Source organism: Mycobacterium sp. IDUB_1, from assembly GCF_055419625.1.
In genome coordinates this window covers 604,475-626,492 of the sequence record NZ_JBVAYA010000003.1, presented here as the reverse complement: position 1 = coordinate 626,492, position 22,018 = coordinate 604,475, and the positions used below count along the sequence as shown (strand labels likewise).

At 65.5% G+C, this 22,018-nt stretch carries 19 protein-coding genes; 11 read left to right on the top strand and 8 right to left on the bottom strand.

The features are described 5' to 3' along the window. Positions 1-26 precede the first annotated feature (26 nt). The 8 genes from ACZYYX_RS20170 (at position 27) to ACZYYX_RS20135 (ending at position 9,021) form a co-directional block, all read left to right on the top strand. Positions 27-1,217: an amidohydrolase family protein gene (locus tag ACZYYX_RS20170; protein WP_463816366.1), complete on the top strand. Its 1,191-nt coding sequence runs from the start codon at positions 27-29 to the stop codon at positions 1,215-1,217. Then, complete coding sequence (locus tag ACZYYX_RS20165; RefSeq protein WP_463816365.1) at positions 1,214-2,659, top strand: FadD3 family acyl-CoA ligase; 1,446 nt, start codon at positions 1,214-1,216, stop codon at positions 2,657-2,659. The genes ACZYYX_RS20170 and ACZYYX_RS20165 overlap by 4 nt, the downstream gene beginning before the upstream one ends. A 147-nt stretch (positions 2,660-2,806) precedes the next feature. Beyond that, entirely contained in the window at positions 2,807-3,727 is a 921-nt protein-coding gene (locus ACZYYX_RS20160; protein WP_463816364.1) for a hypothetical protein, read from the top strand. Next, a complete protein-coding gene (locus tag ACZYYX_RS20155) occupies positions 3,724-4,362 on the top strand; it encodes a twin-arginine translocation pathway signal (RefSeq protein ID WP_463816363.1) in 639 nt (212 codons plus the stop codon). Before ACZYYX_RS20160 ends, ACZYYX_RS20155 begins: the two co-directional genes overlap by 4 nt. Before the next feature lie 188 nt (positions 4,363-4,550). After that, positions 4,551-5,813: an amidohydrolase family protein gene (locus tag ACZYYX_RS20150; protein WP_463816362.1), complete on the top strand. Its 1,263-nt coding sequence runs from the start codon at positions 4,551-4,553 to the stop codon at positions 5,811-5,813. Between the two features lie 55 nt (positions 5,814-5,868). Further along, positions 5,869-6,939, top strand: a complete 1,071-nt coding sequence (locus ACZYYX_RS20145; RefSeq protein ID WP_463816361.1) for an acyl-CoA dehydrogenase family protein — start codon at positions 5,869-5,871, stop codon at positions 6,937-6,939. A 2-nt stretch (positions 6,940-6,941) separates the two neighbouring features. Further along, a complete protein-coding gene (locus ACZYYX_RS20140) occupies positions 6,942-8,138 on the top strand; it encodes an acyl-CoA dehydrogenase family protein (protein ID WP_463816360.1) in 1,197 nt (398 codons plus the stop codon). A 1-nt stretch (position 8,139) separates the two neighbouring features. Next, positions 8,140-9,021: an acyl-CoA thioesterase gene (locus tag ACZYYX_RS20135; RefSeq protein ID WP_463816359.1), complete on the top strand. Its 882-nt coding sequence runs from the start codon at positions 8,140-8,142 to the stop codon at positions 9,019-9,021. A 20-nt stretch (positions 9,022-9,041) separates the two neighbouring features. On the opposite strand, the gene ACZYYX_RS20130 is transcribed toward ACZYYX_RS20135, so the two are convergent. From ACZYYX_RS20130 to ACZYYX_RS20120, 3 genes are all read right to left on the bottom strand, one after another. Next, a complete protein-coding gene (locus ACZYYX_RS20130) occupies positions 9,042-9,866 on the bottom strand; it encodes a PHP domain-containing protein (RefSeq protein WP_463816358.1) in 825 nt (274 codons plus the stop codon). Next, positions 9,866-10,270, bottom strand: coding sequence for a nuclear transport factor 2 family protein (locus ACZYYX_RS20125; RefSeq protein WP_463816357.1), 405 nt, complete (start codon positions 10,268-10,270; stop codon positions 9,866-9,868). The genes ACZYYX_RS20130 and ACZYYX_RS20125 overlap by 1 nt, the downstream gene beginning before the upstream one ends. Positions 10,271-10,401: 131 nt before the next feature. Then, entirely contained in the window at positions 10,402-10,881 is a 480-nt protein-coding gene (locus ACZYYX_RS20120; RefSeq protein WP_463816356.1) for an SRPBCC family protein, read from the bottom strand. 84 nt (positions 10,882-10,965) lie between these two features. Here ACZYYX_RS20120 and ACZYYX_RS20115 point away from each other — a divergent pair, with 84 nt between their 5' ends. Continuing rightward, complete coding sequence (locus ACZYYX_RS20115; protein ID WP_463816355.1) at positions 10,966-11,793, top strand: peptidoglycan recognition protein family protein; 828 nt, start codon at positions 10,966-10,968, stop codon at positions 11,791-11,793. Here ACZYYX_RS20115 and ACZYYX_RS20110 read toward each other — a convergent pair. Next, a complete protein-coding gene (locus ACZYYX_RS20110; protein WP_463816354.1) occupies positions 11,777-14,020 on the bottom strand; it encodes a molybdopterin-dependent oxidoreductase in 2,244 nt (747 codons plus the stop codon). The two genes, ACZYYX_RS20115 and ACZYYX_RS20110, sit on opposite strands and share 17 nt — an antisense overlap. A 74-nt stretch (positions 14,021-14,094) precedes the next feature. Here ACZYYX_RS20110 and ACZYYX_RS20105 point away from each other — a divergent pair, with 74 nt between their 5' ends. Beyond that, positions 14,095-14,694, top strand: a complete 600-nt coding sequence (locus tag ACZYYX_RS20105; protein ID WP_463816353.1) for a TetR/AcrR family transcriptional regulator — start codon at positions 14,095-14,097, stop codon at positions 14,692-14,694. On the opposite strand, the gene ACZYYX_RS20100 is transcribed toward ACZYYX_RS20105, so the two are convergent. Further along, a complete protein-coding gene (locus ACZYYX_RS20100) occupies positions 14,676-15,665 on the bottom strand; it encodes an SDR family NAD(P)-dependent oxidoreductase (RefSeq protein ID WP_463816352.1) in 990 nt (329 codons plus the stop codon). The two genes, ACZYYX_RS20105 and ACZYYX_RS20100, sit on opposite strands and share 19 nt — an antisense overlap. Before the next feature lie 170 nt (positions 15,666-15,835). Here ACZYYX_RS20100 and ACZYYX_RS20095 point away from each other — a divergent pair, with 170 nt between their 5' ends. After that, a complete protein-coding gene (locus ACZYYX_RS20095) occupies positions 15,836-17,815 on the top strand; it encodes a DUF7064 domain-containing protein (protein WP_463816351.1) in 1,980 nt (659 codons plus the stop codon). 7 nt (positions 17,816-17,822) lie between these two features. Here ACZYYX_RS20095 and ACZYYX_RS20090 read toward each other — a convergent pair whose 3' ends face one another. The 3 genes from ACZYYX_RS20090 to ACZYYX_RS20080 all read right to left on the bottom strand — a co-directional run bounded on the left by ACZYYX_RS20090 (position 17,823) and on the right by ACZYYX_RS20080 (position 21,968). After that, the gene (locus tag ACZYYX_RS20090; RefSeq protein ID WP_463816350.1) at positions 17,823-18,446 is read right to left on the bottom strand and encodes a flavin reductase family protein; all 624 of its coding nucleotides are present in this window, start codon (positions 18,444-18,446) and stop codon (positions 17,823-17,825) included. 134 nt (positions 18,447-18,580) lie between these two features. Next, complete coding sequence (locus ACZYYX_RS20085; RefSeq protein ID WP_463816349.1) at positions 18,581-19,912, bottom strand: hypothetical protein; 1,332 nt, start codon at positions 19,910-19,912, stop codon at positions 18,581-18,583. Then, on the bottom strand, positions 19,902-21,968 hold the full coding sequence (locus tag ACZYYX_RS20080) for a hypothetical protein (protein ID WP_463816348.1): 2,067 nt from the start codon (positions 21,966-21,968) through the stop codon (positions 19,902-19,904). Before ACZYYX_RS20080 ends, ACZYYX_RS20085 begins: the two co-directional genes overlap by 11 nt. Positions 21,969-22,018: the final 50 nt, after the last annotated feature.

Genomic DNA, 22,018 nt, shown 5'->3' with positions numbered 1-22,018 from the left:
CTCACAAACGATAAGGAGAATTCCGCATGGGTCAGCTTTCGCACCGGGTCGACATCCCCTTTCCGCTGTTCGACGCAGACAACCACCTCTACGAGCCGCCCGAAGCTCTGACCAAGTACCTGCCGAAGGAATACAAGGACGTCGTCCAGTACGTCGAGATCAACGGCCGAACGAAGATCGCGCTCAAGGGGCAGATCAGCAACTACATCCCCAATCCGACGTTCTCCGTGGTGGCCAGGCCCGGCGCCTGGGAGGAGTACTTCAAATTCGGCAACCCGGACGGTAAGAGCAAGCGCGAACTGTTCGGCGAGCCGATGAAGGCGATCCCGGCCTTCTTCGAGCCCGCACCCCGTCTGGAGAAGATGGACGAGCTCGGCATCCAGCGGTCACTGATGTTCCCCACGTTGGCCAGCCTGATCGAGGAACGTCTCGCCGACGATCCGATCGCCATCCACGTTCTGATCCACTCGCTCAACGAGTGGCTTCACGAGGTCTGGGGCTTCAACTATCAGAACCGCATCTTCACCACCCCGGTCATCACGCTGCCGATTCTGGAGAAGGCGATCGAGGAACTGGAATGGGCGGTGGCGCGAGGTGCCCGCGCGATCCTGATTCGGCCCGCGCCGGTGCCCGGTTTCCGGGGGCCCCGCTCATTCGCCCTTCCCGAGTTCGACCCTTTCTGGGAGCGGGTCGTTCACCATGATGTCTTCGTCGGTATGCACTCGAGCGACAGTGGCTACTCCCGCTACACCTCCGAGTGGGACGGCCAGGCGCAGGAGATGCTGCCGTTCCAAACGAATGCCATGTCGATTCTCAATGAGTGGCGCCCCATCCAGGACGCTGTCGCCTCATGGGTCATCCATGGTGCTCTGTTCCGGCACCCCAAGCTCAAGGTCGGCATCGTGGAAGCTGGCTCCAAATGGATGTTCCCCCTTTTGGATTCCATGGCCGAGGTCTACAAGAAGGCCCCCGAGGCGTTCCTGGGCCATCCGATCGAAGAGATCAAGAACCGTATCTATGTCAGCCCCTTCTATGAGGAGGGCATCGACGATCTGATCAACCTCATCGGTGTCGATCAGGTGCTCTACGGATCCGATTGGCCGCATCCAGAAGGGTTGGCCGAGCCCACCCACTATGTCACCGCGCTCGATCATCTCTCGGTCGACGATCAGGCAAAGATCATGGGCGGCAACTTGTCCCGCCTCATCCTTGCGTGACTCCAGCAGGTCACTGGACGACCATTCCCGAGCTGGTCGCGAGTTCAGCGGATCGCTTCGGCGACAGCGAAGCCGTCGTAGACGGTTCGGTGCGCCTCAGTTTCGCCGAACTCGTCGACCGGATCGGTCGCGCGTCGGGTGCCCTTGCCGACTTTGGCATCCAACGCGGCGACCGTGTCGCGCTGTGGGCCCCGAATTCTGTGCACTGGATCGTCGCCGCCTTCGGCGTGATGGCCGCTGGTGGCGTGCTCGTTCCCGTGAACACGCGATTCGCCGACGGTGAGGCGGCGGATGTCATCAGCCGTAGCGGAGCCAAAGCCGTGCTCGTGCAACGGGGATTTCTGGGTCGCGACTTCGACGTCTCACCGGGGGTCACAGCGGTCGACGTTCGATCGGATGTCTTGGCTTCTGGGAAGCCCTACTGGTGCCCAGCGAGCGGCGACGAAATCGCCGACGTCGTCTACACGTCTGGGACGACGGGTAAACCCAAGGGCGCCATGATGAATCACCGCCAGACGCTGCGTATGTACGAGGAATGGGCCACTCTCGCGGATCTGCGCGAAGGTGACCGCTACCTCATGGTCAACCCGTTCTTCCACACCTTCGGTTTGAAGGCCGGTCTGGTGGCCGCGTTTCTGCGCGGAGCGACCATGCTGCCGGTCGCTCAATTCGACATCGATCGGGTGGTCGACTTGATCGAGCGCGAACGCATCACGATGCTGCCCGGTCCGCCAACGCTGTACCACTCCCTCCTCGACGTCGAAGACAAAACCAGGCTGGCGTCGCTGCGAGCAGGGGTGACCGGCGCGTCCGACATTCCCGTCGAGCTGGTCCGTCGAGTGCACGCCGAACTGCCTTTCGAGACCCTGATGACGGGATACGGCCTGACCGAGGCAGGCAACGTGACGCTCTCTCGGCCCGGCGACTCGTTGGTCGACGTCGCGACCACGGCCGGAGTGCCCTGCGACGGAGTGAACGTGCGCCTGGGCGAGGACGGTGAGGTCCTCGTGAGTGGATACGGCGTCATGCAGGGATACCTCGACGACCCTGCGGCGACAGCCGAGGCCATCGACGACCAGGGTTGGTTGCATACCGGTGACGTCGGGGAGTGCACGGAATCGGGCCGCTTGCGCATCATCGGGCGAAAGAAGGACATGTTCATCGTCGGGGGATTCAACGCCTACCCGGCTGAGATCGAAGGTGTTCTCACAGAGCATCCGGCCGTCGCACAAGCGGCCGTTGTCGGCGTGCCCGACCCCCGGTTGGGTGAAGTCGGCAAAGCCTTCGTCGTACTGCGCCCGGGCGGACTGCTCACCACCGAGGCCCTGGTCCGCTGGACTCGTCAGCAGATGGCCGGTTACAAGGTTCCGCGATTTGTAGAGTTCGTCGACTGCCTACCTACCAATGCCAGTGGCAAAGTGGTCAAGGACAGTCTCCGCTGATCGCCAGGTCAACCCGGAGAACCACATTTTCGCTGTAAAAAAGGGCATTCCGAACGTGAGATTCTCGGGTACGCTAAGGGCAATAGGCAATTTTGGAAACGTGATTCTCGTGCCGCGACGACCGGCCGATCTGAGAGGGGAGGGCAGATGTCCAATCTGGAGCGACCCTCATCCACGCTCAACGGCAGGGGCGCCGGGCACGCGATCATGACGCGCGACAGTGACGGCGCGAACCTCGGTGCCGAACACTTGGCGGCGCTCGCGCAGGAGGCCGAAGCCGAGGCGCTGGCAGCTGAGGCCACCGCGGCGGCGGCGCGAGCGCGTGCCCGGGCGGTGAAGATGCGCAGGCAGGCGAGTGCGGCCGCCACACCGGCGGAGGCGGAAGAAGTTGCGTCACCTGCGTCGCCCGACATCGTCGATGCCGGGCCGCTGATCGAAGAATCACGAACCACCGATGCCGCGGACGATGACGAGATGGCCGCAGGCGCGCCCGTTCCGCCGGTCACCTCGACGGCCTCGGAGACATCTGAATCTTCCGACGGGAGCGTGTCGAAAAGGCGTCGCTCACGTCTGCGCGCGCCCTCGATCTCGCTCAGGATAGTGGCCGCCACGGTGGTGGTCATGTGCACGCTGGGCTTCGTAGGGGCCTCTGGATACATGCTGTGGCAGCACCACAAGGTCGTGACGGAGCAGCAGCGTACGGCGGAGTTCGCGGCTGCCGCCCGCCAAGGCGTTGTCACGCTGATGTCGTTGAATTTCAACAATGCTCAAGACGACGTCAAACGCATCCTCGACAACACGACTGGCGACTTCAAGAAGGACTTCGAAGGCCAGTCCGAGCAGTTCGCCTCGGTTGCGCAGGCCTCGAAGGTCATCACCGAGGCGACAGTCACCGCGACGGGCGTGCAGGCCATGACCGCGGACACCGCTACTGTGCTCGTCGCGGTCACCACGAAGGTCTCCAATGCCGCAAGCAAAGAGCAGCAGCCGCGATCCTGGCGACTTCGAGTGGACATGGCGCGCGACGGCGGTCAACTCAAGCTGGCGAAAGTGGAGTTCGTACCGTGAAGCCAGACGATGATGGAACCGCCGGCGTGATCGGTGTCGAGTCGACGGCGGACGCTTCGACCGAAGGTGCGCAAGGCGACTCCGCCGCCGACGCGGTGTCAGGCGTTGATGCGGGCGCGGACTCGGACGCGACATCCGGGCGCTCCCGGAGCAGGCGCCTCGCCGTTCCCATCGTGCTCGTAGCTGCGTTGCTCGGCTCGGCAGGCTTCGCGGCGTGGCTGTATGTCACGACGTTCCGGCCAGATCGGGAGACGAATGCCTCGGTCGCGGGTGACGTCATCAAGGCGGCGAGCGACGGATCCGTGGCGATGTTGTCGTATGCGCCCGAGTCGATGGACAAGGACTTCGCAGCGGCCAAAGCGCATCTCACTGGTGACTTCCTCTCCTATTACAGTCAGTTCACCCACGACGTCGTCACTCCTGCCGTCCAGCAGAAGGCGGTGAAAACCACTGCAGCAGTGGCGCAATCGGCGGTTTCGGAACTGAAACCGGGTTCCGCTGTGGTTCTGCTGTTCCTGAACCAGACGACTGTCAGCAAGGAGAACCCCGAAGGCTCGTTCACGGCCAGTTCGGTGAAGGTGGGCCTCACCGATGTAGGCGGCAAGTGGCTGATCTCGTCCTTCGACCCCGTCTGAGGATCAATGAGTAGACAGGCGATGGAAATACAGTCGCGGCCACCCGCTGCGAGTATCCGGCTCTGTTTAGTGAAATCTGTTCTGCCACAGTCTGTTTCAATCCGTCGCGTCTTTACAACACGCGATGGATCTGTCATCGTGAGACTAGGTCCGCCCCTCGAGGCGGCGGGTGTATCGGAGGTACCAGCTTGAACGTCGACGATCTGATTCTGGTGAGCATCGACGACCATGTGGTCGAGCCGCCCGACATGTTCCTCAACCATGTGCCCGCGAAGTACAAATCCGATGCGCCGATCGTCGTCACCGACGACAAGGGCGTGGACCAATGGATGTATCAGGGCAAGCCGCAGGGTGTCAGTGGGCTCAACGCTGTGGTGTCATGGCCGCCCGAGGAGTGGGGCCGTGATCCCGCCGGCTTCGCCGAGATGCGACCGGGTGTTTACAACGTGCACGAGCGCGTCCGCGACATGAACCGCAACGGCATCCTCGCCTCGATGTGCTTCCCCACCTTCACGGGGTTCTCCGCCCGCCATCTCAACCAGTTCCGCGAAGATGTCACGCTGATCATGGTGTCGGCGTATAACGATTGGCACATCGACGAGTGGGCGGGCAGCTACCCAGATCGATTCATCCCCATTGCGGTGATGCCCACCTGGAACCCGGAGGCGATGTGCGCGGAGATCCGCCGCGTGGCAGCCAAGGGTTGCCGGGCTGTGACGATGCCGGAATTGCCGCATTTGGAGGGGCTGCCGAGCTACCACGATGGTGAGTACTGGGGTCCGGTGTTCCGGACCCTGTCTGAGCTGGGCGTGGTCATGTGTCTGCACATCGGTACGGGTTTCGGGGCGATCAGTATGGCGCCCAACGCCCCTATCGACAACCTCATCATCCTGGCCACGCAGGTGTCGGCGATGTGTGCGCAGGATCTGCTGTGGGGTCCGGCGATGCGCGACTACCCGGACTTGAAGTTCGCCTTCTCCGAAGGTGGGATCGGTTGGATACCTTTCTATCTCGACCGCAGCGACCGGCATTACACCAACCAGAAGTGGCTGCGCCGCGACTTCGGCGACAAGCTCCCGAGCGAAGTGTTCCGCGAGCACTCCCTGGCTTGTTACGTGACCGACAAGACGTCGCTGAAACTGCGCCACGAGATCGGCATCGACATCATCGCCTGGGAGTGCGACTATCCGCACTCGGACTGCTTCTGGCCGGACGCGCCTGAGCAGGTACTGGCGGAGTTGAACGGAGCGGGAGCCGACGACGAGGACATCGACAAGATCACCTGGCAGAACTCGTGCAGGTTCTTCGGCTGGGACCCGTTCGCGAGGACGCCGAAAGACCAGGCTTCTGTGGGGGCGTTGCGCGCCAAGGCATCCGACGTCGACGTGTCCATCAGGTCGCGCAGCGAGTGGGCGCAACTCTACGCCCAGAAGAACTTGACCACGACCTAGCGGGAGACTGAATCGTCGATCATTCGGGCGCGAGGTCCGAACGGCGGAATCTGACATGGACCGTTACGAGTTACGCAGGCTTGACTACAGCCTCACCGAAGACCACGTCGACCTACAGATCGCATACCGGGGGTTCTTCGAATCTCGCTGCTCGATCGACGTCGTTCGCGCCGCCGAGGCCTCCGGGTTCGACGCCGGGCTGTGGGATCGTCTGTGCGCCATGGGCGCGACGACGATGGCCTTGCCTGAGTCCCACGGTGGTGACGCGGGCACGCTGCTCGATCTGACCCTGGTGGCCGAGGAGGTCGGACGCGCGATCGCACCGGTGCCGTGGATCGATCATGTGGTCACGACACGTCTGCTCGCCGAATTGGGAGCCTTCGACGTCGACCAGGTCCTGGCTGGTGACCTGCTTCGCGGCAGGTGCGTCGCGGCCATGGACCCGCGTACGAGGGTTTCCGGGGATAGGCGACTCATCGCCGCCGGCGCCATCGCCCGCCAGGTGGTCCTCGTCGAGGGAGACGACATCGTTCTCCTGACATTCGGCTCCGATCGCGCGGTCGTCGACAATATCGGCCGTCTGCCCATGGCGTGGATTGATCCGGCTACTGCAGACAGCAGAACGGTGGTGGCTTCCGGACGCGCCGCCCTCGAGAAGTACGAGCAAGCGGTGGACGAGTGGCGACTGTTGACGGCCTCAGCGTTGGTGGGACTTGTGGAGAAGACACTCGACGGCGCAGTCGAATTCGCTAAGAACCGGCAGACCCTCGGCGTTCCGATCTCGACGCTGCAAGCCATCTCGCACCCGATGGCCAATATCGCAGTCGTCGTCCAGAGTGGCCGCAATCTGGCTCGACGAGCGGCGTGGTTCCTCGACCATGAACCCGGCGAGCGCTCTGAGCTCGCGGCGTCGGTATTCGTGTTCATGACCGAAGAGGCGGCCAAAGCTGCGACGATGGCCGTCCACGTGCAGGGCGGTCTCGGCGTCACGGTCGAGGCGGCGGCGTCGGCGTATCTGGTCCGCGCCAAGGGGTGGCCACTCGCCGGCGGTGACGTCAGCGTCGCCGCCAAGCGGATCGCCGACATCGTCGTGGCGCGCGAGAGACGCTTCGACACGACGGCGTAGCGGTGGACTTCTCCCGACTACCGCTGTCAGGCGACGACCAGCATTTCGTGGATCGCGTCCGAACCTCGTTGCGAACATGCGTCACCGACGAGGTGATCCGACGCGCTCGGGAGACCGGCGACAACTTCGACGAGGCTGTCCATCTCGCACTCGGCGAACAAGGCTTCTTGGCCGGAGACTTCCTCCCAGAATCCCATGGTGGATTCAGCCCGGTCCGACGCCGGATCTGGGAGCTCGAAGTGGGACGGGCGCGAACGCCATGGTTTCACTGGGGCACCACCGCCATGGTCGCCCGTATCGTCGAGAAGCTCGGGTCGCCAGAACTGGTCGACGAGATCCTGCCGGGCGTGCTGTCAGGCCAGATCCGGATATGTCTGGGATTCACCGAACCCGACGGCGGGTCTGACGTCGCCACGTGCAGAACCAGGGCCGTGCGAGACGCCGATGTCTGGGTGGTCAGCGGCTCCAAGATGTACACCTCGAACGCCCACCACAGCCGGTATGTCTTCCTGCTCACCAACACCGATCCGGCTGCGCCGAAACATCGCAGCCTGACCATGTTCCTCGTTCCCCTCGACACCGCAGGTGTAGAGATCCGTGGAATTCGGACTGTGGACGGCGACCGGACCAACCTCGTCTTCTACGACGATGTCCGCGTTGACGACAGGTACCGCATCGGTTCGGTGAATGACGGCTGGAGCGTGATGCGGGAAGCGCTCGCGGTCGAACATGGCGTTCAAGAGCGCAATGGCTCCGGGTTGCAGTCTATTTCGACGATGTCACATCACGGGACACTCATGGCCCAGGCAGTCGACGGTGTCGCGGCAGCGATAGGAGACGTTCGACCCGACGGGCGTCGCCGGATAGAGGACGATTCCGTTCGATTCCGCTTCGGCCGCATCGTCGCTCGAATGGAGGCGGCGCTGAGCGCACCCGGGATGTTCGGGCGCGTCGCGCTGGCCCAGATGATGCGTGACGTTGCGCCAGAACTCATGGATGTCGTCGGGGCGGAGTCGAGCCTTCCCGCGGACACCGAAGGCTCCATCGACGACGGCGCAGTGGAACACATGTTCCGATTAGCCGTCCCGATGGGCATCTACGGGGGCACTCTCGAGGTGTTCAGGAACATGATCGCTCAGAGCGTGCTCAAGATGGGCAAACCCAGTTACTCCCGAAGGATAGACGGAGGCGGATGTTGACATGACAACAGATTCGAAAGCGGGACTCTGGTCGCTGGCAGACTTGCTGGGCTTGTTCGATGTGAACGCCGACGGGACGGACCGGTTCGTCGGCGAGACGGGCTTGGCCGGCGTAGACGACCGTCAGGTGGTCGAGGGCACCCAGGTGCTGTCGCAGGCGATCGTAGCCGTGGGAAAGCGGTTCGCGGACAAGTCGATTCGTTCTGCACACGCGGTGTTCAGTCGGGCGATCATGGTTGGCGCACCGGTGGAACTGGTGATCGACGTGGTCGCCGAGGGGAGATCCACTGCTACTGCCGTCGTGTCGGCGGTGCAGGAGGGACGGCGGGCGATCACGATGACGGTGCTGGCCGATGTTCCGTCGGCTGACGTCATAAGGCACCATGTGCCGCGCGCCGAGGTCGGCAAGCCCGCTGAAGCCCACGAGGCGGACATGCCGATGGTCGGGCGGCAAATCCGTATGGTGGACGTGGTCGATGTCAACAGCCCCGACGAGGTCGGGCCGCCGGAACTCCACGCGTGGGTGCACTACGACAGCGTTCCCCCGAGTGACGCATTGGCGAAGGCGTTGTTGGCATACTTCACCGGTCATTTGGGCATTTCCACCACAATGCGGGCCCATGCGGGAATCGGAACGGCGCAAGCGCACCACACAGTGTCCACCGCACCGATGACTGTCACCGTCAGCTTCCACGAGCCGGTGTCCTGGCGGGGTTGGCTGCTGTACACCCACGAGAGCACACAAGCCGGTTCAGGGATGTCCTATGTCCGCGGAACGGTACACACCGATGAGGGTGAACTTCTCGCGTCGTTCTCTCAGGAAGGACTGATCCGTCCGCTGAGGCGCACCGACACCGCGATCGAGGTGCAGTCGCGCCTGTGAACGCTGGGCGTGCCTCGGCCTCAGCGCCGCCAGAAATCGAACGGGTCACGGCCCGGGCGGAAGCCGGCGGCCTCGACGATGTCGACCGCCAACTCGAACCGGTTGCCGACGTGAGCGGGCTGGTGGGCGTCACTGCCGAACGACACGGCGTCGCCGCCTTCTTGCCACCACCACCGCACGAGATCGACTGACGCCAAGGGAGATTTGGTGTTGATCTCCAGCGCCCGCCCCGTTCCGGCCAGCGCGGCGAACACCGTCCGGTAGTGCTCCTCGAAGTCGGTCTCGCGGTAGGCGCCGGCGCGGTCGGCGGGCCAGTAGCGGCGTGGATAGTCGCAGTGGGCGAGGACGGTGAACACGTCCGACCGCTCGATCAGCGTGACCATGTCGGCGAAGTAAAGGCGCACCAGTTCGTGGGGATCGTGGTCGGCGAACAACCGCCTGCTGATCCCTTCGAGGCGGCCTGCCACCGGGATCCCGTGCAGGCTTCCCAGCACCCGGTCGAACCCACCGGCGGCGAGGACAGCCGCGACACTGCCGGAAAACCAGTGAGGCTCACCGGCTTCGATTCCCGACAGGATTCGCAGATCGGGGAACATCTCACGGCAGCGCTCGACATCGGCGAGGTAGCCCTCGATCTCGAGCGGTGCGACGCGGGGTCGATCAGCGAGTGTCATCCCGTGAGCGGAAGCGTCGTCGTCACCCCACTCTGTGAAATCCACGTGCTCGGTGAAGGCCACCGCCGGGATCCCGAGTTCGACCGCGCGTCGGCAGGTGGCCTCCATCGTCGAGGTGTCGGCGGTGTCCCAGGACCACCGCGTGTGCACGTGGTTGTCGGAAGGCAGCATCAGTCCGTGCGAGCCGCTTCGAAGGCCTCGCGCTGGATGCGCTCGAACTGAGCGCCCATGGCCTCGGCCAGGGCGGTCGCCCCCGAGAGCGGCCGCACCATCACCATCAGGTCGTCGATGAGCCCGTTCTCGTCGACGTGGAGGAAGTCGCACCCGGTGATCTTCCTGCCGTCGACCGTTGCCTCGAACAGGAGCGCATGATCGGGACTGGTGGCGTCGCCGATCTCCCTGATGTAGCGGAAGTCGGCGAACACGCGCATGACCGCGCGCAGGATAGCCGCGGTGATCGGCTTCCCGGTGTAGGGCTTGAACGCCACCGGGCTGGTGAAGACGACGTCGTCGGCGAGCAACGCCTCGATGGCGGCTGCGTCGCGCGCCTCGACGGCCTGACGGAAGGGATGCATACCGAAACGGTAGCCAACGCCCGGGTGCTGCGATCACCACGGCCCGTCACCCGCGCGGAATAGCGTTCCCGGTCGTGAAATCGGCGGGTCCGCAGCCATGGCTTCTCACCGGCGGAAGCACTCGACGAGCCTCAGCTGTCATCCCGGGTGCGGCGCTCGGCCATCGCGGCCAGCCGCCATGTGGTCTCTCGGTTGCGGGGGAAAGCGGCGGTCAGCGCCACCTGTTTGGGCAGCAAGTTCAGCGGCGGTGACACCGGCACCTCGGCCATGTCGATGCGGCAGCCGCCGCCGTCCAGGTCGGTGAGGCGAAGGGTGACTCGCGCTTTACCGAACGGTCGGCCGTTGGCGATCAGGACGAGTTCGGTTTCGGGATCGCACGATTCGACGACTGTGCTGTCGTTGAGCACCAGCGGCCAGACGCCGATGGAGTGGTGGATGGTGCTGCCAGGCGCCGGCCACGTCGCGTCGACGGCGCGCATCCGGCTGTTGCCCACCACCCATTGCGAATAGGTCCAGCCGTCGGCGATCACGGCCCAGACGTCGTGGCGCGACGCTGACGTGTCACGCGAGACGACCGGCGTGCTCTCGATGTCCTCGGGTTCTGTCGTCATCGAGTCGAACTACCCGTACCCTCCGCGGGCAAACGTGGCCCGTCTGGTTCCATTGGGGCCGCATTCGAGAAGGAGGTGCCGGCAATGCCCGCGGTGTGGAACGGTGACCCGCTGTGGCTCGCCGACGTGTTGCGCGCCGAGGGCCTCGACGTGGCGGAGTTCCCGGGCTGGCGCGGCCGTGGTCACGGTGATTTCGCCGACATCCGCGGGGTGATGGTGCACCACACGGGGTCGGATACCGCGACAGCCGAATCCATCGCACGGGGTAGGCCCGACCTGTCCGGTCCGCTGTCCGCGCTGCACATTGCGCGCACAGGCACCGTGACAGTGGTGGCGGCGGGGGTCTCCTGGCACGCCGGCAAGGGCTCGTTCCCGTGGCTGCCCGTCAACGGCGCGAATCGGCACATGATCGGCATCGAGTGCGCGAACAGTGGAACGAGCCCGACGGCCCCGCATCGCACGCACTGGCCCGACGCCCAGTACGTCGCTCTGCTGCGCAGCTGTGCCGCGATCTGCCGTCGGCTGGGCCACTCCGCCGACCGGGTCATCGGACACAAGGAGTACGCGGGTCGCGCCCAGGGCAAATGGGACCCCGGCGCGATCGACATGACCATTCTGCGGCGCGACATCGCCGAGGACCAGACCGCCCCGCGGCCGCCCGGCGACGAGTACGCCGACATCCTGCTGCAGCGTGGATCTCGTGGCCCCCAGGTCGCCGAACTGCAGCGACGCCTGAAAGCGGCCTACACCAGCTACGCGGGAGACCTCGTGGTCGACGGTGTGTTCGGACCGCGAACCGAAGCTGCTGTCCTGGAATTCCAGCGCCGCACAACGGGTTTGGTGGTGGACGGAATCGTCGGGCCGGCGACCGCGCGGGCGCTAAGGCTGCGGGTGGTCAGCGTGTCCGGCTGACTTCGACCGGGATGCCGTTGAGGGCGCCGTTGCCCGATGGCTCGTCCAGGAAGTCCACGGGCGACAGGACATTGGTGTTGACGCCGGGGGAGCTGTTGGCCACGTCCAGGCGGGTACCTGCTTTGCCGTGGCCCCAGCCGTGCGGCATCGAGACCACCCCCGGTTTGATCTCGTCGGTGAGTTCGGCCGGCACGTCGATGCTGCCTCCGGAGGACGTGACGGTGACGATGTCGCCGGTGGTGATGCCGCGCCGGTGCGCGTCGTCGCGGTGGATCAGGAGTGTGCAGCGATCGCGGCCCTTCATCAGCGGTGCCACGTTGTGCAGCCAGGAATTGTTGGAGCGCAGGTGGCGCCTGCTGACCAGGACGAGGCCGTCCGGCGCGCGGTCGAGCCGCCGAGCGAGCCGCGGCAGATCGTCCGTCAGGTACGGCGGTGCCACCCGGATCTTCCGGTCAGCGGTCCCGAGGATGTCCGGGATGCGGGGCACCATCGGACCGAAATTGATCCCGTTGGGGTGCTCTCTGAGCGTCGCCAGGGTCAGCCCGCCGGGATTCTCGCCGTAGCGGTCCCCGAAGGGGCCCGTACGCAAGGTGAGGTCCAGGATGCGTTCGGGCCCACCGTGCTCGTAGTGCGCCCGCACCGTCGCGCCGTCGAGTCCCTGGGTGAAGCACAGGTAGTCGAAGAAGCCGTCGTCGATCGCGCCGACGTCGACGTCCTCGGCCGGTGTGCCCGTGCACAGGCCGGTCAGCCGGATCAGGATCTCCCATTCGTCCGGTGCCGAGGGATTCGGTTTGGTGAACACGGGTGGCGAGTAGTTGGCGACGCTGTTGACGGCGAAGTGCAGGATGAGGTCGTCGTGGTGAGGCTGCTCCAATGGTGATGGGCCGGGCAGGATCACGTCGGCGTGGCGGGTTGTTTCGTTGAGCCACAGGTCGATCGAGATCATCGCGTCGAGCAGGGGGAGTGCGTCGTCGAGGCGATCTCCCGCCGGGGTGGACAGCACGGGATTGCCGGCGACAGTGATCAATGCCTTGACCTGGCCCTCGCCGGGTGTAGCGATCTCTTCGGCCAGACATGACACCGGAACCTGGCCCAACACTTCCTTGGCGCCACGCACCCGTGTCCGGAAGCGGCCGAAGTCGGCGGCACCGTCTTCGAGGCCGGGGATGGGTTGCACCGTCACCGACCAGGCTGCCGCGGTGGGGAACATGGCCCCGCCCGGTGTGTCGAAATGTCCGGTCAGGATGTTGACCACGTCGACGAGCCAGCTGGCCAGGCTGCCGAACTCCTGGTTGCAGGTTCCGATGCGGCCGTAGACCACTGCGCGGGGGGTGGTGCCGAGCTGCCGGGCCAGCTCCCGGATGCGGTCGGCGCTGATTCCGGTCACCGCGGACACCCGCTCGGGTGGCCAGTCCGCGGCGAGGGAACGTAGCGTCTCGACTCCGTCGAGGTGCGGTTCGAGGGCGCCGAGTGTCACCAGATCCTCGGCGAACAACGTGTGCACCACCGCGAGCAGCAGCGCGGCGTCGGTGCCCGGGGTGATGGGGAGCCACTCGTCGGCGCGTTCGGCGGTTCGGGTGCGGACGGGGTCCACGACGACGACCGTGCCGCGACGGCGGACAGCCTCGATCAGCCCCATGACATCGGGAGCTGCCAACAGCGAACCCTGCGACGCAGCAGGATTGGCGCCCATGACGACCAAGAGGTCGGTGCGCTCGATGTCGGGCACGGGGAACGTCCACCAGCCGCCGTACATCAGATGCGAAGACAGGTTTTTCGGCCATTGATCGACCGTGCCGGGCGAATAGGTCAGAGGCATTCCCGAGAGTCCGAGCAGCACCCCGGCGTAGCGCGCCAGCGAGAACGAATGGGCCAGCGGATTGCCGGTGTAGGCGGTGACAGCGGCGATTCCGTGTTCGGCGATGACGGGTGCCAGTAGCTCGGTGCAGCGCGCGAACGCGGTGTGCCAATCCACTTCGTGCCACTGACCGTCGATCTTGATCATCGGCGTCCGGATTCGATCGGGATCGTCGTGCACCGCGCCCAGGGACGCACCCTTGGGGCAGATGTGGCCGCGGCTCCACACGTCGTCGCGGTTGGGTCGAACGTCGCTCACCCGCCCCTGCTCGACCTGAATCTTCAAGCCGCACATCGCTTCACACAGTGGACACGTGTAGAGATGAAGTCCGTCCTCGCCGATGCCCGCGAGTTGGCCAGTGTTCGTCATCGAACCCCCTGTGTCGTGACACACTGTATCGACAAATCGACGGACGGGGATGGGCTTTCGTGAATGGATCGGCGGTGGGCGGGTCGACGCCGAGCGCACGGCGACATCATGGATCGCGCCGCGATCCTGCGATCGATGCGTCCGTCCTCGAGGCGGCACGCGCGCTGCTGGTGACGCGGGGTTACGCGGCGACGTCCATCGACCTGATCGCTGCGACCGCCAAGGTGAGCCGGCCGGCCATCTACCGCCGCTGGCGCACCAAGGCGCACCTCATCCACGAGGCCGCATTCCCGGATCTCGGCGCAGAACCCCAGGAGGACGACCTGGCGGCGGAGATCACCCGTCTGTGCCGGGGAGCGCTGGTCATGTACGCCGATCCCATTGTGCGCGAGGCAGTTCCAGGCTTACTCCACGATCTGCGGCTGGAGCCGGCGATGCGCAGACTGATCAACGACCGGCTGGAAGCGGCAGCGCGCCGCAACCTCGGCGAGCACCTGCGACGGTCCGACGCCGCCCGACCCGGCGTCGACGCCGACACCGTCATGGACGTCATCGCCGGAGCCGCGTGGTACGCGGTATGTGTGCGTCGGGTGACCGATCTCGATGACGCGGCCGCGAAGCTGGCGGACCTGGTACTGGGCGGGGTGCTCAGCCCTCAGAGCCGCCCGACCTGACGCAGGCCCTCGGCGGTGTCGGCGATCGTTTCGGCCGGATCGCGCCAGTGCAGACCGAAGTCGCGGGCGCTCGGCGCATCGTCGGACGCCGGCATCTGCGTGTAGTACTGCATGGCCGCAGAGTTGATCGGCGTCTCGAACGGCAGGAACGGTCCCACGACGTCGAAGAGCCGGCCCGCGCTGCGCAGCGCTACGTCAGGCACCGGCACCACGGCGAGTGTGCGGTTGGTGGCGCGTCCGATCATCTGTGCCAGTTGGTCCACGGACACCCGCTGACCGCCGGCCATGTAGCGGCGCGGTCCGCGGCCGGGCTCGAGCAGTGCGACGTGCAAATCGGCCAAATCGCGCACATCGATCACGATCCAGCCGGCGCCTCGGCCGGGCACGGCGTGCATCTTGGCCGACGCCTCCACGCCTTCGGCCGCCTCGCCGAACTGATCGCCTGCGGGCGGTCCCAGCACCATGCCGGGATAGGTGATGTTCACCGGCGCGCCGGCGTCCTGCAGCCCGCGCGCATAGGCCTCGACCGCGGCTTTGGACCGGCCGTAACCGTCGGTGCCGCCGACCACCGGGAGGTCGGCGGTCAGCACCTCGAGGTCGGGCCGGAACAGCGCGGTGAAGCTCGACACGTGCACGATCGGATCGATCCCGGCGGCGACGGAGCCGCCGAGGACGTTGCGCGCACCCTCCAGGTTCGTGTGCAGCATCTCGTCTGCTCGGCTCGGATCGGTCGACACCATGGCCGCGCAGTGGATCACGGCGTCGCATCCCTGGAGCGCGGCTTCCGTGCTCTCGGCGTCGGCGATGTCGCCGAGCACGTGGTCGTCGATGTCGACGCCGATCTTCTCCGCGCTGGTGGCCAGCCTGCCCGCATTGCGCACCAGGAAACGAACCTTGTGCCCGGCGTCCTGCGCTGCCTTCGCGGTCCACGCGCCGACGAAGCCGGTGCCGCCGGTGATCAGTACCAACATGAGCCCTCCGATTCCACGACGCGCTTTATACCCGTTTTCTGCCCGGGCGCCCCACGGGGGAACCCATGGTCATGATCAGGCTGTCACGCCGCCCGGCCCGCAATTGACGGGCGTCAATTAGTTTGTCGGATGTGTCCGTCGCGGCGACCCTGCTGCTATACGTTGACCGGGTGTCCACGCCACCACCGCTCCTGGAAAGCCCCGCCGACCTGACCGTCGAATGGCTCAGCTCCGCACTCGAGCGCGACGTGTCGACCTTCTCGGTCACCCGCATCGGCACCGGTCAGATGAGTGAGTGCTACCGGGTGGACGTGCAGTACGCCTCAGGAGATGAGCGTCCGGCATCGGTGGTCCTCAAGGTGGTCGCCGCTGATCCGAGCAGCCGTCAGACCGGGCTGGCGATGGGGCTCTACGAGCGTGAGGTCCGCTTCTACACCGACATCGCACCGGGCCTCGGCGGTCCGGTCGCGCCCTGTCATCACGCGGCATACGACAGCGCGACGGGGGCGTTCGATCTGCTGCTCGACGACGCCGCCCCGGCGACCGTCGGTGACGAGATCCGCGGTGCGACCCGGAACCAAGCGGACCTCGCGATGCGCCAACTCGGTCTGGTGCACGCTCCGCTGCTGGGCAACGAGGCGCTCGCCGATGCAGCGTGGCTCAACCGTGAGTCGCCGGTCAACCAGGGATTGATCAGCGCGCTGTACGCCGGGTTCATCGACCGCTACGCCGACCAGGTGGCTCCGGAACATCGCGCGGTCTGCGAGCAGTTCGTGAGCGCGTTCGACGCGTACATGGCCGCAGAGGGCGGCAACGGCCGGCGCGGCCTGGTCCACGGCGATTTCCGGCTGGACAACATGCTGTTCGGCCAGCCGGGGGCCGACCGGCCGCTGACCGTCGTCGATTGGCAGACGGTGACGTGGGGTCCGGCGTTCACCGATGTCGCCTATTTCCTCGGGTGCGCTCTACCTGTCGAGGAGCGACGCGCCCGGTACGACGAGCTGCTCACCGCCTATCACGATGCACTCGGCGGAGCTTCCGGCGTCACTGTGGACGAGGTGCGCGAGGGCGTACGGCGGCAGACGTTCTTCGGGGTTCTGATGGCCATCGTGTCGCCGATGCTGGTGGAGAGGACAGCCCGGGGTGACGAGATGTTCATGGCGATGATCGCCCGGCACTGCCAGCACGTGCTCGACACCGATGCACTCTCGCTGCTGCCGCCGCCGTCGACGCCGGAACCGTTGCAGCCGAACGCATCCGACGAAGGGCGACACACCCCGACCAACGAGCCGCTCTGGAGTGAGAGTTGGTACTTCGACTTCGTCGACCCCAGTCAGAACGCGGGCGGCTGGTTCCGGCTCGGCCTCATCCCCAACCAGGGCCACGCCTGGGTCAACGGTCTGCTCTGCGGCCCGGGCCGTCCCACCGTGGCAGTGCTGGACTTCGAGGCACCTCTGCCCGAGGACCACACCGTGGTGGCTGCCGATGGTGCGGAGTTCAGCATGGAGGTCGCCGAACCTCTTGTCCGCTTTTCGGTGACGCTGCGCGGACGGGGGCAGGCTCATGACGATCCGGGCGCGCTGCTGCGCGGCGAGGCGGGCAGGCCCGTCGATGTCGCAGTGGAGCTCGAGTGGACGAGCGAGGGGACGCCCTTTCAGTACCGGGTGTCGCCACGCTACGAGATTCCGTGCCGGGTGTCGGGCACGGTCACGGCCGACGGACATTCGTACATCATCACCGGCGTCGCCGGGCAGCGCGATCATTCGTGGGCGTCGCGGGACTGGTGGGGGATGGACTGGGTGTGGAGTGCTCTTCACCTCGACGACGGGACACATCTGCACGGCGTGGACATCCGCATCCCCGGCGCCCCTGCGCTGTCGGTGGGCTACCGGCAGTGCCGTGGTGAGCCGCTGGTGGAGCTCACCAAAGTCGAAGCGCGCGAGACTGTCTGGGACGGCGAACGACCCGTTTCGGCAGTGGTCGACTACGACGGGCTGACCGCGACGATCACGACAGTGGGTCACGCACCGGTGTTGCTGAGCTCTCCCGACGGCCGACTCAGTCGTTTCCCGCGATCCTGGGCCACGGTCACCACCGATGACGGCCGCACCGGGACGGGGTGGATCGAATGGAACCGCAGTCAGGGCTGAGGATCCCTCAGCTGGGGCGGATCATTTCGAACCGCGCTTCGGGTAGCACGTCGAAGTAGGTCGCAGGCCCGCCGGCGCGAAGGATGGGGCGGGCGGCCGCTGTGTCGTAGACGCCGTCGACCAGGTACTGCCGGTCGATGTGGACCGCGATGACCTCACCCAGCACCAGCCACGTGTCGATCGGCGACCTGTCTCTGTCGTGAAGCTGAATGAGCTGCGTCAGAACGCATTCGAAGTTGACGGGGCTTTCGAGGACCCGCGACGGCTTGACTTCGGCGGAGTCCACGGGCGTGAGCCCGCCGAGGGTGAACTCGTCGACGTCGGGGTCTGCGCTGGCCGCCGTCTCGTTCATGGCTACAGCGATCGGGCGGGTTGCGAGGTTCCACACGAACTCGCCGGTGGCCTCGATGTTGGCGACGCTGTCCTTCCAGCCGATCGAGGCGAAGCCGATCACCGGCGGGTGATAGTTGAACCCGTTGAAGAAGCTGTAGGGAGCCAGGTTAGGCGTGCCGTCTGCGCTCACGGTGGAGATCCAGCCGATCGGCCGCGGCCCGATGATGGCGTTGAACGGATCGTGGGGGAGCCCGGTGCCGTCTGCGGGACGGTAGAAATGAGCGTCGGACGTCGCCATCGCAGCAGTCAATCACACGTTGGTGCGCGGGAGAAAACGCCGAAAAAGAGAGACCGAAAGCCGCAACCTCTGTGATCTCTCGCTGTGACCGCACTACGTGCAGGATCCGCGCCGGCTCACGGTAACACCTCGGCTCACCGAGCGTTGCGCAACTTCACCAGCGATACGAGCCCCATGTCGTAGAGCGCCGCGGGAGGAAACGTGCGTAAACCCCGCACACCGGAGATCCCCGTGCCGGATTGCACGATCTTGCGCGCAATCCGATAGTCCAGATCCTTGAGCGTCCCTCTGTCGGTGGTCGCGTCGAGCAATGCTGATACACCGGCAACGGCAAACGGATTCGTGACATCGAGCATCACGTTGGTGGCCGCGATGAGGTGGTGGATGCGTTCCGCGACAGCTTCGTCTGCGAGTGTGACTGCGGCACCATCGATTCGGGCGGCAATGCGGGCTACCAGGCGCCGAAGCCGATGAGGTCCCAGCGCCACCGTGCCGTCGAAGAGCACCGACATCCCCAGGCAGTTGATCCGGTCGCGACCTCGGTACGCCGGATCGACCTGGCACGGCCGGCCGTGGCCACTGAGTGCCGTCCGCAGGTCTTTCGAGATCTTTCTCCTGACGCCGAGCTCTCCGACGAGGACATCGATACGTCGATCTGCCTCGTGAACAGCGCTCAGGTCGGGGTGCGCTACCAGAAAATCGTCGTTGTATCGGGCATAGAACACGCCGTCGATGTCTGTGATCGCATCGTCCATCGGGACGACGGCGAGATTGCCCAGTGCGGGAACCAGTGGCGTTCCCATGGCCACGCCGTTGAGCCGAGTGAACTCGGCGCCGTCCGCGTCGCGGACGACGGGACGGACCAGCGTGGTGATGATGTTCCAGGCGGCACAACTGATCTGTCCGGACGGTGCGCCCAGGGAGGCGACCTCGCGCAGCATCCTCCACACCGCTGCGTCGGGGCCGACTGGGAGGTTGTCTCCGTATTTCTCGAAGTCCGACTGCAGTACGTACAGCGGGCCGCTGCGGGGCCCTGCGCGGCGGCGATGCTCACGCACGAACGCCGCGAATGCGCGCATTGCGGTGAGGTTGGTCAGGCCGGGGAGATAGGAGTACACGCCGGGTAGCCCGCGGCAGCGGGCATTGTGCGACAACAGTTTGAATAGCGCGGAGCCCACGACGTGGTCGACGAACGCCGCGGTGTGCGCGGTGCGACGTTTCCCGCCCGTCTCCAGGACCCACTGATCGACGGGTTGGGGTCGGTAGGTGGCGGCGGCGACGCTGGAGGCGATGGCACGGGCCAGAGCGCGACGGTCGGCTGCGGCCGCGAAGTAGGTGATGTGCGGGTGGAACTCCGCGTGTCCGAGCCCGCGTTCGGAGCGCTTGGTGTAGATCCGCAGAATCGTCTCGTCGTAGGTCGTCGGATCGATGAGTCGCCGCTCGATGTCGACGGGTTCAAGAGGCACGATCGATACCACCTTCGGGCCACTCGCCCAGGCGCCATTTCCGCAGCGTCTGCAGCCATCCACGGAACTGCTCGGGGTCGGGGTCGGGTGGAAGAACGAACAGCATTCGTACCCTGTTGTGGTGGAAGATGGGCGAAAGCCACCGTCGCGCAACCAAAACCACCAGCGCATCGTCATCGAGGCTGCGGACTGCTGCGGGTAAAGTCATCGCCAGCAGATCATGGTCGAGGCTTCGCAGAGCCTGCCGCCCACTGCGCGTGCTCACGTCGGCTGCGATACCGGCTGGGAATCTGGACAGGAACTCCGGCGTCAACATGCGCGGATTCGTCGGTGGCTGCGGCACCCCTGTCAGGCCGGCCAACCATGTGTCGTCGACGATGCGGGTGAGCGCTGCACGACCGTCAGCAGCGGGCTGGCGCCAACACCGTCCGCGGTGGGCTGCACCACCTGTGCCATCCTGCAGCGACACATGCACCGGCGGCTCGCTCCGTGGGCCACGCTCGTAGAATATCAACGTCGTCGCCGATGTGAAGGCCAGAGCGCCCCTGCTGTGCAGTGCCTTTCGCAACATGTCGACCGCAGCGCGGCGCTGTCGCGCCGGAATCCACTCCGGAACAGTGATCGTGCCGGCGCACACGGGTCCGGGCTCCTCGGCGAGAGCGCGAATCCAGTCCCCGAGGGGTAACTGGCTCGGTCGCGGGGGAGAGCGGTCCTGCAGGTGTTGGACGTTGATGTGAACCAGGAGCAGGACGAGCATCGCCGCAGAGAGTTCGACGAGATCGGATGCGGGGTTGATGTCGATCCACACCAGCGCGAACAGCGCACCGGAGAACAGGATCGTCAGATTGAGCGTGCGGAAGCGTCCCTCGGCAAACAGTCGCATCTGGTACGTGCCGATGAAGCTGCGGGCGAGGAACAGGGGAAGCAGCGCGAGGAGAAAGGTGAGTGGCACATCGGGCAGGACGAAGACGCCCAGGCCGACAGCGAGGGCCCAGAAGTACATCGTGACCATCGGAGTGACCCAGAGCAGACGATGGAAGAACCACACGCGATACTCGCGAAGTGCCGGGATACGGCGCAGCCGAACGAAATCGAAGTAGAACACGGCGGTGGTCTCGTAGGCGCCTCGCAGCAGCGGCAACACGAGGTAGAAGAACTGGAACGCGTCGATGTCACGCCACGCCTCGAACCCGGCCGTCAGGTCATAGGAACGAGTACTGGTGCCGTAGATTCCGGCGATCGCCAGAACGGCGACGGCGTCCAGGCGCAGCCCGAGACCCGCGAGTGTCGCCTCGACCGCCTGCCGCAGTGGCACGAACGGAAGGCGTTGATGCCCTGGTCGCCACCGCGGAGTCTGCCCGTTGAGTCGGTACAGGCGCAGTGTGAAGTGAACGGTGATCCAGATCGAGATCGCATTGGATACGACGATCGCGATGATCACCGCGGCGGTCGGATAGAACAGTGCGCCTATGCCGAGAACGCTGATCTGCGCGACGGCCGGCGCGAACAGTGTCCACGGCGGCCGGAAGATCCGTTGCGTGGCGAACATTCCGGAGTGCAGCACCCGCAACGGAATTCGTGCGGCCAGTTCGATCAGGACCAGAAAGGCGTAGAGGCGTCCGAGGGGGTCGTCACCAGACGGAGCCAACGCCAGCAGCGTGGTCGCACCGGCGACGGTCACAGCGCCCGCGGTGAGGTAGGACAACCTCAACCACGACCCGATCTCGGTGGCGATGGCCTCGCGATCACCGGACACCGAGAACGCGCGGAGCCGTTCGCGCATGATCTCCAGCAGACCCCACCACGCCCCGCTGACGATGAGGCTGCCCACCCGAAGGATCATCACCGTGAACGCGGCGAGTCCCCCCAGGCTGGTGAGGATGATCAGGAACTCGGCGACGTGGACGACGAACGTGATGCCATCCACCAGAAGGGCGTATCGCAGGCGATACCAGAAGTAGCTCAACATCTTTCCGGTCAGCAAGCAGGCGTACAGCGACACTGTGCGGTGGTCCTCGCGTGCCGCCCGCTCGAACCACCGGTCGATGTCGTTCACCCGGAAGTCCTCCTGTCGGCACGCTGCTGTGGGAGGCTTGCCCTGTAGAA